Below are 11,962 nucleotides of genomic sequence, written 5' to 3' on the forward strand. Positions count from 1 at the left end.
AACAGCGCAGTTTAATCTGCTATCAAAATTATATAAATAAGCTTAAACAGTTTTGCGAATTTAGGCTCATCGCCCGAACTTTTCAAAAAAATAATTGTCTTTACAGTTAAACAGTCAAACCAAAAAGCGATGAAAGTTTGTATTACAGGTGCTTCCGGATTTATCGGTCAATCGCTGAGCGAGGCCTTACAAAGGCGCGGTTACCAACTGCGGGCCATCCCCCGCCAACTGCTCTATGGCGATCCGCAAAAGCTGTCGCAGGCCATTGCCGGCTGCGATGCCCTTGTTAACCTGGCCGGAGCCCCCATTCTGCAACGGTGGACGGCAAAAAACAAAGCCACCATTTACAGCAGCCGCGTGGTGACCAGCAAAAACTTAACCGAAGCAATTCGCCAATTGCCGGCATCCGAGCGCCCCCAAACCTTCATCTCGGCCTCGGCAGTGGGCATCTACCAAACAGGGGCCGCCCCCCACGACGAAACAAGCCTGTTGTTCGACAGTGGCTTTACTGGTCGGGTTGTTCGCGATTGGGAGCAGGCATCCGCGCCTCTCGCCCCAATGCTTCGCCGGGTGGTTTTCCGCATTGGCGTTGTGCTGGGCAAGCAATCGCAAACCATCAAAAGTCTCAAACCGGTGTTTCAACTGGGCATGGGCGGCAAGGTGGGATCCGGCAAGCAGGCCTTTCCGTTTATCCACATTCACGACCTGGTGACTGCTTTCAGCGAAGCAATCACAAATCCGAATTACTGCGGCGTATACAATCTTGTATCACCCCAAACGATAACCAACAGCGATTTCACCAAAGCTTTTGCCCGGGCCACACACCGACCGGCAATTTTTCCGGTTCCGCCCCTTGCGCTGAAATTGTTGTATGGCGAAGCCGCACAGCTGTTGCTCGATGGTTGCTTTGTACAGCCCCGCCGCTTGACAGCGCAAGGCTTTCGTTTTAAATACCCCACCATCAAGGAAAGCCTCGAGGAGATTCTTTGAACGCCAGAGGCCGCCTCAAATAAAAATTGAGGCGGCCTCTGACGATCGTTGTTTTTCAATTTACAAATCCAACTTCCCCTGCGGATTTTGTGCCTGAACCAGCTGATGCTCTTCAATAATCTGATCAATGGTCATTAAACACTTCCCGCAGCTGGTACCCGCACGGGTGGCATATTGAATATCGGAGGCATCGACTGCCCCTTTCTTTAATTCGTTGATGATCTCCTGTTCCGAAACCATATTACAAAGACAAACCAATCGGTTACTCATGCTTCCTTTTCTTTTGTGCTGTTTTTAATCGATTCGCAGCCGCTCTATTCGGACAAGCGATTTTCGATGTGCAAACGAAGCTTTCGGTAAACATCAATCACCCGGTCCGATTTGGTCATCGAGTCGTAAATCTTTTTGATTAACTGACGTTCGGTTACCCAAGCAAAACTGGCTTTAAAATTTAGATCATAAACCATGGACATCAGAAAAAGTTTAAAATCGGCCAGCGATTGAAGATCTTTTCGAGCCACAGGCTTCTCTGCATTTAAACTTTTCAGCACCGCATCGCTGGCTGCCGGCAGTTTGGGCAGGTTATAACTCACCGTGGGCAAGGTGAAAGTTCCATCGCGTTTCAACATGGCAACAACCAACTCCCAGTTATCCATTTTGTCGGCATCGCGCAGGATTTGCCCAAACAGGAGCGTACGGCTGTCCTTCGGGTTGAAGCTGATTTTATTGTGACCGGTAATCACCTCCTTTAAAAGCAGCTGATCGGCTTCGTCCAGCGCTTTAAAAAAGATCTGCTCGGCAATAAGCTCCACCCCCAGCAGGGCATGATCCTCGGAGGTGCTATCGTCGAAATGCTGATATTTTTGGAACTGCACAAAACGGCCTACGTCGTGCAATAAACCGATCATCTCGATAAAAGCCTGTTCCGGCTCCTCCAGATCGAGCGATTTAGCAATATACAGACAATTGGCAGCTACGCGAAGCGAGTGATCCCGCTTCATGTGCAAACTCTCGGCCATCGTATAATCAGAAGCCTTAATAAACTGATCGGCTAACTGATCAAAAAAAAGTTTCCCTTCGTCAAAAGTAATCTGATTCATAAAATCATTTTCGCAACTTGGGGCAAAAGTATACTATTTCATTATTTTAACTACTGAAAACAGGCTTCATTTTTTCAACAAAACACCACTTAATAATACACGCTCAAGTTTTTTCGATTTTATGGTGAAAAAAGGAATGTTTTACTATTTTTGCATCGCTTTTGGCCCCATAGTTCAATGGATAGAATATCAGATTCCGGTTCTGACGATATGAGTTCGAGTCTCGTTGGGGTCACTTAAAAAAGCCACAATTGAATTACAATCAGTTGTGGCTTTTTTACTTTCACTCGCTTGCCATCGGGCTGTCTGCACGGCAATAAGTGCCGTAGTACGGGAGCAATTGAGTATTGAGTCTTGAGCCGTGAGACATGAGTCATTCGTTGTCATAGGGTTGTCAATCCATCAATCCATCAATAAGTGCATAAGTGCAGGAGTTCATAAGTACCGGCGCAACGGGGGACAATTGAGTCGGGAGTCATTCATCGTCATTCGATCATCATTGAGTCATTTGATTGTCAATCCATCAATCCTTCAGTCCTTCAATCCTTCAATAAGCCCATAAGTACCGGCGCAACAAGCTGCAGATTGCTGCGTCCTCGCAATGACGCGCAATTGACTGTATATCCATAATGGCGTTAGCCATTTAATTTGGGTAGCACATAAGACGAATTTGAGATTCTCCCGTCCCGTACGGGACGGAATTTTGCGTTTCGATGTCGTTTAGCTACCCCAAGAGCATCCCTCCGGGATTTAAATGATCAAGCATTTATTGATCGACTTAAACGCTGTCAGGACCTACGGACGCTGACAGGTTTGCAAGGCGCTGCAATTGAGTCGCGAGTAGTGAGTCGGGAGACATGAATCATTCGTTGTCATTGGGTTGTCAATCCTTCAATCCGTCAATCCTTCAATCCGTCAATCCTTCAGTCCTTCAATCCTTCTATCCGATAATCTAAACATCCTGCAATAAGTACATAGGTACGGGATCAAGCGAACTCCGTGCTTTTCGGGCTGAAAACATTCGGCTTGCAAATTTGAATGAGTGGTGGAAGATTGGTATAGCCAAACAAGCAGTACAAAGCAGTTACTTTTGGCTCAGCATCTCTTTAATCCCTCCCAAAGAACTCAATACTCCTGTTGCCTCAAAAGGCAAATAAATGGTTTTATTATCTTTTCCCGAGACCATTTCCTCAAGCGTTTCGATATACTTTGTTGCAATTAAATAGTTAATCGGATTACCATGCTGTGAATCGACCGAATTACTCACAAGCCGAATTGCTTCAGCCTCCGCTTCGGCTGTTTTGATCCGAGCCTGAGCTTGTCCTTCTGCTCTGAGAATATCCGATTGCTTCTCTCCTTCGGCTTTCTTGATTTCGCTTTCCCGAAACCCTTCGGCTTCCAGTATTTTGGCTTTTTTCTTGCCTTCGGCGTCTAACACGGCTGCTCTCCGGTCTCGTTCGGCACGCATTTGCTTTTCCATAGCTTCCTTAATATCTTCCGGCGGATTAATGTCCTGCAGTTCCACGCGATTCACCTTCACACCCCATTTATTCGTTGCATCATCCAGGATTGTCCGCAGCTTCGAATTAATGGTATCCCGCGAACTCAACGATTCATCCAATTCCAGCTCTCCAATCACATTCCGAAGTGTTGTTTGGGTTAATTTCTCTATCGCATCGGGCAAGTTTTCAATTTCATAAATAGCCTTCACCGGATCCATTATCTGAAAATAGAGCAATGCATTAATTTGGACATTAACATTATCCTTTGTAATCACATTTTGCCGTGGAAAGTCATAGACCGTTTCCCGGATATCAATTCTGGATTTCGTTTTAAACCGAATATGCTTTTGGTCATCCATCCCTTCAACGACATAACGCCAGGTAATCTCCCTGGGTTTATCGATGACTGGCCAAATAATATTAATACCGGAATGTAAAGTGCGACTATACTTTCCGAGCCGCTCAATGACCATAACTTCGGCTTGTTGAACAATTTTAAATCCGGAAATTGCAAAGATAAAAACGAATAGCGCAAGGGCCCCTGCAATAATTATCAGTCCCATGTTTATTTAATTTAAAGGTTTAACAATTAACACAATACTCTCAATATCGATCACCGAGACCATGGTACCAACCTGAATGATTTCATTGGTCGATGATCTTGCCTTCCAGGCATCTCCATCAATCTGAATCCTGCCTGAATTTTTCAATTGGTTTATTTCCTCCGTGACAATTCCGCTTTTATGGATTAAGGCATCGCTGTTGGTTTTCGTGGCATTATGCCGATATCCATACCTTGTCATAAGAGGTTTAACAAAGAGATAAGTTAAGGCTACTCCGAAAGCGAATAGCACGAGTTGCCAGCTCCCCGCAAGCCCCCACCAGTTTCCGATTGCAGCAAAAAGAAAGCCGATTCCAACCGAAGCCGAAATAAAACCAGCCGTGAATATCTCAAGGATAAAAGCGATTATCCCGATTGCAACAAATAAATGCCATGTTTCCATTTTAAAATTTTATTTTTAGGGTTTCATTTACCGTATTCCTTCACCATATCAGACATTCTACCGGGCTCAACCTGGGTAATACTTCTGCCCGTAAGAACAGAATGAGAAGTCAGCAGCCGGCAAATCAGCAAAAGCCGCAGCTGCCCGATAAACCTTAGCCGAATTGGTTGATGAACTATTGATTTTGAATACAGCGAATGCTTAAACCCAGGCTCAGCCACTCTTTTTCTTGTATTAAATTGTCGTTATACAAATTCAGCTCTTCGCCCCAAACAGTTGTGTTATCCCGATTGGTGGAGCTCCACCATGCCCCTGCCCGATCTAACTTATTAAAATCGCCACGGCTCGTTTTAATACCGGAAGGTAACATCGACAATCCGTAACTATTCAGGGCATCGCCCCGGGTATAGCCCGAAACGGCTCGCCAGTCATGTTCTGCTTTTAAATACTTCCCGATTGATTTCCAGGATTTATTCGATATTTTTTCCAATTCATTTTTCTCGGATCCGATATAATTCGCAAGTTGATTCCACTCGTCACTGCTGGGCAAATGCCAGCCCTGCGGTATGGCTTGTTGGGCAGCCCCCCAATTATACAACACACCATGTTTTTTGTAATTGGGATTTGCTTTTGCCTCCGCCACATTCGTTCCCTTATATCCATAAACATAATAGTGAGGTTCCCTGCCAACTTCTGCTCCAGCATTTGCACCGGCTGTTGACGGACTAACTTTGGGAAGGTAGGCCAGGTTTTCAGCCAACCATATCTGGGATCCAATCCTGATCGTCTTATATGTTCTCCCGTCTCGGGGATCGGTAAATGTTCCGTAGCTGAACTTGGAAGCCATCTCCTTCGTTGCAGTGGCCATTGATTTCTCCGGCACATTGGGCGCTACTGCATCGGCGGCTTTCTCCGCAGTTTGCGAAGTGCTTTTAACCGCCACAGGAGCGTTCAAAACAGATCGGGATTTCGGGCTTTCCACCGTACTTTTTTTCGGGTGAGTGTTTTGTTGATCCGCTGTTTTCGCCGACTTTGCATCTTTATTTTGGGAGATCTTATACTCCGAGATATCGTTTATGGAAACATAGCCCGTTGCTCCCTTATGGGAGAAATGTGCCCACTCTTTTTGAATGTCCATAACACTGATCTTATCACCCGGCTTAAGTGTCGTTGTCTTTACATAACTTGCTCCAGGACCGCTATATACAATCGGTTTTGTGTTCGGATGAACAATATAGGTTTTTACAACAGGGCTTGAAACAATCGGTCGGTCAGATTCTTCACTGATAATTTTATACGTGTAAACCGAACTCATCAACAAAAACAGGGCGGAAAAAATGACAATCGATTTTAGTGAAAGAAAAGACTTCTCGTAAATCCTTTGGTAGTTGTCGTCATCCGACAGTTGGACCTCGCCATCTCTTTCTTTGCGCAATAACAGCGCGGCGGAGAGAATCGAAATCAACCACAATCCCCCAATAACTCCGATGGCCAGTGGCCAGACGTTGGCTGTCCAGAAGAAGTAAAAAAGCCAATAAATTCCGATAAAAAGCGTCGGTAAAATGATCAGCCAGTAGGGACGTGTTTTAAACGCAAAGCGATGTTCCAGTTTATAAAAAAGGTAAATCGAGCTAAGAATAAAACCACTGATGAAAAATGGAAATAATTGACCAAATAAATCCAATAAGAACATGAGCGGGTAATAAATCATCGCTGCAATTGCTACGGGAATGATAACCAGGTAAGTGATTAAGGGCATGATAAGACTCGCGAATATATTATCCACCAAATCATGATTTTTCTCGACCTTCGTAATATTGCCAAAAGAGTCTTTATAAACAATAATTGATTCCCAAACGCCAACTTTTTGCCCTAAGCCAATTATAAAACCGATAATCAACAAAGGAGTTGATAACGAAGAATCAAACATATTCCACTCAATATGGAAATCAACTTCAGCAAGCGACAAAATAATAAATACAGCAGTGGCAATGGCTGCAAGACTAACAAACACGGTAAATGTTCGCGCAATAAGGAGACGATTTTTAATATTTTCCATTCGTTTTGGGTTTTAGTTTTACAAACACGAAAAGAATGTCATACCGACAAGGTCTTCGCGATGTACAGTTAGTTTAATTGAAATGTTTTGGTTTTATCCGGGCTTATCGCTTGTCAACAGCATTTACAACAGTATTCACACAAGCTATTTTCGCGACCGCATACAGCCCCTATCGCAATTGGTTTTATGAATTCGGATCCTGTTCTCCGCCTTCCAACTTCCGGATAATTTTCTTTAAACGGCTAATCTCGCAACTCGCGGTAATCAAGGCGGCAATAAATCCGATGTCTAATAATAGAGTTCCGTAGGGATAGTGTTGTAGTTTGAAAAATGCCCCGATTAATATGAGCGCTGCTGAGCTATTTAGCAGCAGTCCCATTAACTTGTCGGTTTGAGTTCTGGTCATAAGTTGTCTGTTTGTTTCACTCAACAAGTTACAGGCATTTCAGGAATATAGCAACATAATTGACATCAAATTCCAAATGTTTTTTTCAAAAGACTCTCCAAACAGCATTCCATCTGAAATCAACGATATGAACCTATTAGCGGTGTACTGAGAAACACCAATCGGCCAAACAAGTTCGAACAGGCATCCAGCCAATTATCGTAACGCAAACTATCATACACTACGCTACGTATCGCTGCATTATTCCCCAAACAGCCCTCCTTCCCGTGGTACTCCAGGAACAAACTCAGCTGCTAAATCCGGAAAGGCAATTGAGGCATAAGAGCAGGAGTTCATAAGTACCGGCGCAACGGGCAACAACCGAGACATGAGTCGCGAGTCATTCGTTGTCATTCATTGTCATTCGATGGTCATTGAGTCATTGAGTCATTGGGTCATTTGACTGTCAATCCTTCAATCCTTCAATCCTTCAGTCCTTCAATAAGTGCATAAGTTCAGGAGTACATAAGTCCATAAGTACCGGCGCAACGGGCAACAACCGAGTTGCGAGTCATTCGTTGTCATTCGATGGTCATTGAGTCGTTGGGTCATTTGACTGTCAATCCTTCAATCCTTCAGTCCTTCAGTCCTTCAATAAGTGCATAAGTTCAGAAGTACATAAGTCCATACGTACGGGAGCAACTAGCAACAATCGAGACATGAGCAGGGAGTCATTCACGGTCATTCGTTGTCAATCATTGTCATTCGTTGTCATTGGGTCATTGGGCTGTAGTCCTTCAATCCTTTAATCCAACGATCCGAAAATCCAGCAATCCAGCAATCCAGCAATCCAAACATCCAAACATCCGTCAATCCTTCAACTACGTCGTAGGGCGAAAGTTAACGCACTTGAAAAATCATGGGCGAGAGATCCCGAATCAGGCCATCGGGCCCAACAGCCTGAATATCCTCAATGTAAAAATCCTCCCCTCGTCTCAGTCTTTTCATTAAGTCGAATTGTTGTTTTGTAAATTTGTTACCATGCGTTTGGCTCTGCATTTTATATCCTTGCAACTGACAGGAAACGGTAAAGCCTGTCACCTGAAAGCGCGCATCGAAATCAAAATCCGCCAGGCTTGCCGACACTCCCTGCTGGGCTAGCAAGACCTGTTTTGCAATTGGCCCGCCACGCTTTCCGCCAAGTGTTGCAATCGGATTCGGCAATCGTTTCACCCGAAAATCCTGATTGCCCATCGCAACTTGTTTTCCATCAATTTGGGCCCACACCGATATAACAGCCCTTCCCGGCCTGCTGGGGCGGAAACGATAGCCATCTCCTATGCGAACAATTGAGCCATTGACGGCCGATACCCCAATGGACTGCGGGTCAATGCCCGGAATCGAGATTTCAATCGGGTTGTCAACACCGATATACAAAACATTCATTTTTACCGGATTAACACGGGGCTTACGTTCAAGTATCCGGTAGTTGCTTCGAAACGGCCAGCGAATGGTATCGCCCTGTAACGTGATTGCCTCCACAAGGCCTCCCCAATCGTGACGGCCCGTTTGCTGGCTCCCGGCCCGAAAAACAAGCTCGCCACTTAATGAATCGGGAAACAACTTCTGATAACTCAAATCATTCCGTAATTGCCAGACATGGTCACCACTGCCCGGCAAGGAGTCGTAGGGCTGAGCATCTTCCGCGACATACACGCAGCAGGATGCCAGTGCTTGGTTTTGCGGCAACGCAATTGTTGCCCGGAAATCATCGCCCCGCAAAAGCACCGTTGCCGCAGCTTGCACCTGCGGGCGATAAGGCATCAGAATGTCGTCCTTGCCCACAAGGCTCTGCGACGGGATAGCCTTATTGGGTTGTGACTGACAGGCAACCATCCACAGGCAGCCTGTTAAAAACAAGAAGTTCAAGGGGTTTTTCTTCATCTGCTTTTTTTCGTTGTAGGTTTGGCTTTTTGAGGAGTCTCTCGATCCAGCCTGCCTTCATTTAGTAACTAAGCGCGTCTTCTGCTCCTACCCTTAACACTACCCGCCAAAGCTGGCTCGAACTGGCTCCGGGAAAACGCAAGAAAACCGCATATTTTTGATCTGCTTTCATTAAAACAGGAAATCAGGCATTGCATATGTTCTTTAAAAGAAGATGTTCGGCTTGCAAATTGGAACGAACGGCGAACACATTTTCGTCTTTATGAGGAAGACATGGGAACCAGAATCACAGCGACTAGTCCTTTTCACTCTTTCCATTCTGGGGTCATAATTGTCAAAGCTTCTTTTACACCCAAACACTCATAAACAGGATATTTTTCTCGCAAATCTGTCAAATTAAAGTATGCTTTCAATTCATATTCGTCGTCTTTCTTAACATATACGCCATATCTCAATCCATCTGTCACTATTAATCTTTTGCAATTCTTCTTACCATTTGCATAACCCTGTGCCTGACTTTTTGCTGTCAAACAAGAATTATCTTTCTTTTTTGCCTCCACGACCACAGAAAGATTATCATCATTACGAGGAAGTTGATCAAAAAGAGCAATGTCAACGTTATGCCATTCAATAGACATTTTTTGAGGAGTCCAGCCCAATGCTCGAAGAATGGGTACCACCAAATATGCTACGGTTTCAAACTCAGAGGGAGCTTCCTTTCCAATATACCATCGCGCAATTCTTCGTAGTTCATCAAACTCTCGCGTCAATATCTCAATCGAATTACTTGAAATTCCGTGTTCAAAGAGATATTCTGCTATTTGATTTTGATTAATTGTTGATCCAACTTCAGGAAGAATCTTTATTTCTCTACTATAAGCATCATCTGGTATTTCTAGTTGAGAAAGCCAATCTTTTACTACCTTAGATGTCATCAGCTGAGTTGTATCACCTTGTTTTAATGCATAAGTGTCAAAATATTTGGGATTTTTTTGACCATTCCAAAGCCACTTAACGCGTCTTACATGTTGTAAATCCCAACCATCAATATCAGCGAAGCATTCTTGCCAATCATAATCATCAACAATTACACCAACACCAACTATCGTTTTTGTTCCAAGCCTCAATACCACTAGGTCTCCAATTTGCATTTTTTTTGCGAACCTCTCAATATCTGTCATCTTTCGAGATTTCCAACCATCTGCTTTTAGTATCCCCTGGCATCTAGGATATGCACCAGCATATCCAGGTCCGTTTAAAATGACATCCCATTTTAAACAGATCGAAGAATAATTTCGGTCTGTATCTCCACACGCTTGCTGCCAAATTCTTTTACCTTCAATATCTATTAGCATTCACCTTCGATTATATTTATCTTATTGCAATTCTGTTGTCTCTTCCATCATCTTATCTTCCACGCTGCAACTTCTAAGATTCCGCACAGCATTAAACTCACATCCCCAAAACCGTCCCACACGCAGCTGTCATTGATTAAAGCATGCGGTGTCATATCGATCGAGTAAAGCAATTGGAGATGCTGCCTTGTCCTGAAATGGGCTATTGGCACAGGCGGTGCCGGTATTGGGGTTTTCATTAGGTTCTGTTTGTATTTGTTTGGCTCAACAAGGTACGAGCATTTTGGGAAAATAGCAACATAATTGATATAAGATTATCAACAATCACTCAGAACATCGCAGGAACAAGATATCTTCGGAGTTCAACGAGATGAACACATTAGTATCGAAAAGGGAAATACCAGTCGGCCAAGCAAGGTCGAACAGGCATCCCTCCAATTATCGTAACGCAAACTATCATACACTAAGCTACATATCGCTGCATTATTCACAAAACCGCCCTCCTTCCCGAGGTTCCGAGGACCAAACTCAGCGGCTAAATCCGGAAAGGCAATTGAGGCATAAGTGCAGTAGTTCATAAGTACGGGCGCAACGGGCAACAATCGAGACATGAGTCGCGAGTCATTCGTTGTCATTCATTGTCATTCGATGGTCATTGAGTCATTGAGTCATTGGGTCATTTGACTGTCAATCCTTCAATCCTTCAGTCCTTCAATAAGTCCATGAGTGCATTCGTCCATAAGTACCGGAGCAATCAGGTACAGATTGCTGCGTCCTCGAGACGACGCACAATTGGCTGTATATCCATAATGGCGTTAGCCATCTAATTTGGGTAGCACAGAAGACGAATTTTAGATTCTACCGTCCAGTACGGGACGGAATTTTGTACTCCGATGTCGTTTAGCTCCCCCAATAGCATCCCTCCGGGATTTAAACGATCAAGCATTTATCGATCGACTTAAACGCTGTCAGGACCTGCGGACGCTGACAGGTTTGCAAGGCGCTGCAATTGAGTTGTGAGTCAATTATTGTCATTCGTTGTCATTAGGTTGTCAATCCTTCAATCCATCAGTCCTTCAATAAGTGCATAAGTGCAAGAGTACATAAGTCCATAAGTACGAGTGCAACTGGCAGCAATCGAGTCGGGAGTCATTCATTGTCATTGGGATGTCTGTCCTTCTGTCCTTCTATCCTTCTATCCTTCTATCCAGCAATCCAAACATCCAAACATCCGATAATAAAAAAAACGGCCTCCGCGCCTGAAAATCACGCGCCGGAGGCCGGTTTTAATATGAAATGAATCAAAGGGCAAGTTCCTTGCGAACTTTTGTTGCAGGCAAGGGAATTGACCGAATATTATACCATCTTACAGCCTGATTTACATACTGAAATACGACGGTATAATGCCGACAGACAATTGAAGAGGCTTTAAAAGTGAACGAATTGAAGCCTCAATTCAATTGCTAATCGGTATTAATCTTCCAGTTTATCGGCCACTTTGGGCTTCAGACTGAACAGCTGCAAGGCAACGGCCAGTGCTACGGGAATCGCCAGAAAGGCCATATCGTGCCCCAGGTTACCATCGTCGGTTGATTTACCCAGCCAACTGGTGATGAAGGCGCC

At 44.4% G+C, this 11,962-nt stretch carries 9 protein-coding genes and 1 tRNA gene; 2 read left to right on the plus strand and 8 right to left on the minus strand.

Annotated elements, in window-relative coordinates; translation table 11 throughout:
• The first annotated feature begins 129 nt into the window (after positions 1 to 129).
• The gene (locus C8N47_RS12045) at positions 130 to 990 is read left to right on the plus strand and encodes a TIGR01777 family oxidoreductase (protein ID WP_107822811.1); all 861 of its coding nucleotides are present in this window, start codon (positions 130 to 132) and stop codon (positions 988 to 990) included.
• A 60-nt stretch (positions 991 to 1,050) separates the two neighbouring features.
• On the opposite strand, the gene C8N47_RS12050 is transcribed toward C8N47_RS12045, so the two are convergent.
• Both C8N47_RS12050 and C8N47_RS12055 read right to left on the minus strand, forming a co-directional pair.
• Complete coding sequence (locus tag C8N47_RS12050) at positions 1,051 to 1,260, minus strand: (2Fe-2S)-binding protein (RefSeq protein ID WP_107822812.1); 210 nt, start codon at positions 1,258 to 1,260, stop codon at positions 1,051 to 1,053.
• Between the two features lie 44 nt (positions 1,261 to 1,304).
• Positions 1,305 to 2,090, minus strand: coding sequence for an HD domain-containing protein (locus tag C8N47_RS12055; protein WP_107822813.1), 786 nt, complete (start codon positions 2,088 to 2,090; stop codon positions 1,305 to 1,307).
• A gap of 163 nt (positions 2,091 to 2,253) precedes the next feature.
• Between C8N47_RS12055 and C8N47_RS12060 the strand changes: the two genes are divergently transcribed.
• Positions 2,254 to 2,325, plus strand: a tRNA-Arg gene (locus tag C8N47_RS12060).
• An 849-nt stretch (positions 2,326 to 3,174) separates the two neighbouring features.
• Here the strand turns inward: C8N47_RS12060 and C8N47_RS12065 are convergent.
• The 6 genes from C8N47_RS12065 to C8N47_RS12090 form a co-directional block, all read right to left on the minus strand.
• Positions 3,175 to 4,155, minus strand: coding sequence for an SPFH domain-containing protein (locus C8N47_RS12065; protein ID WP_107822814.1), 981 nt, complete (start codon positions 4,153 to 4,155; stop codon positions 3,175 to 3,177).
• 6 nt (positions 4,156 to 4,161) lie between these two features.
• Positions 4,162 to 4,596: an NfeD family protein gene (locus C8N47_RS12070; protein WP_107822815.1), complete on the minus strand. Its 435-nt coding sequence runs from the start codon at positions 4,594 to 4,596 to the stop codon at positions 4,162 to 4,164.
• Positions 4,597 to 4,771: 175 nt separating this feature from the next.
• Complete coding sequence (locus C8N47_RS12075; RefSeq protein WP_107822816.1) at positions 4,772 to 6,655, minus strand: FISUMP domain-containing protein; 1,884 nt, start codon at positions 6,653 to 6,655, stop codon at positions 4,772 to 4,774.
• 184 nt (positions 6,656 to 6,839) lie between these two features.
• Entirely contained in the window at positions 6,840 to 7,061 is a 222-nt protein-coding gene (locus C8N47_RS12080; protein ID WP_107822817.1) for a GldL-related protein, read from the minus strand.
• Positions 7,062 to 7,940: 879 nt separating this feature from the next.
• A complete protein-coding gene (locus C8N47_RS12085; RefSeq protein WP_107822818.1) occupies positions 7,941 to 8,984 on the minus strand; it encodes a GldM family protein in 1,044 nt (347 codons plus the stop codon).
• Positions 8,985 to 9,289: 305 nt separating this feature from the next.
• Complete coding sequence (locus C8N47_RS12090; RefSeq protein ID WP_211316121.1) at positions 9,290 to 10,339, minus strand: hypothetical protein; 1,050 nt, start codon at positions 10,337 to 10,339, stop codon at positions 9,290 to 9,292.
• Positions 10,340 to 11,962: the final 1,623 nt, after the last annotated feature.

The sequence above is a fragment of the Mangrovibacterium marinum genome (assembly GCF_003046625.1).
In the GTDB taxonomy this organism is placed as follows: domain Bacteria; phylum Bacteroidota; class Bacteroidia; order Bacteroidales; family Prolixibacteraceae; genus Mangrovibacterium; species Mangrovibacterium marinum.

What these genes read in the sequence shown, in the direction of transcription:
- C8N47_RS12045 (WP_107822811.1), top strand. Translation starts at nt 130, where the DNA reads ATGAAAGTTTGTATTACAGGTGCTTCCGGATTTATCGGTCAATCGCTG.
- C8N47_RS12050 (WP_107822812.1), bottom strand. Translation starts at nt 1,260, where the DNA reads ATGAGTAACCGATTGGTTTGTCTTTGTAATATGGTTTCGGAACAGGAG.
- C8N47_RS12055 (WP_107822813.1), bottom strand. Translation starts at nt 2,090, where the DNA reads ATGAATCAGATTACTTTTGACGAAGGGAAACTTTTTTTTGATCAGTTA.
- C8N47_RS12065 (WP_107822814.1), bottom strand. Translation starts at nt 4,155, where the DNA reads ATGGGACTGATAATTATTGCAGGGGCCCTTGCGCTATTCGTTTTTATC.
- C8N47_RS12070 (WP_107822815.1), bottom strand. Translation starts at nt 4,596, where the DNA reads ATGGAAACATGGCATTTATTTGTTGCAATCGGGATAATCGCTTTTATC.
- C8N47_RS12075 (WP_107822816.1), bottom strand. Translation starts at nt 6,655, where the DNA reads ATGGAAAATATTAAAAATCGTCTCCTTATTGCGCGAACATTTACCGTG.
- C8N47_RS12080 (WP_107822817.1), bottom strand. Translation starts at nt 7,061, where the DNA reads ATGACCAGAACTCAAACCGACAAGTTAATGGGACTGCTGCTAAATAGC.
- C8N47_RS12085 (WP_107822818.1), bottom strand. Translation starts at nt 8,984, where the DNA reads ATGAAGAAAAACCCCTTGAACTTCTTGTTTTTAACAGGCTGCCTGTGG.
- C8N47_RS12090 (WP_211316121.1), bottom strand. Translation starts at nt 10,339, where the DNA reads ATGCTAATAGATATTGAAGGTAAAAGAATTTGGCAGCAAGCGTGTGGA.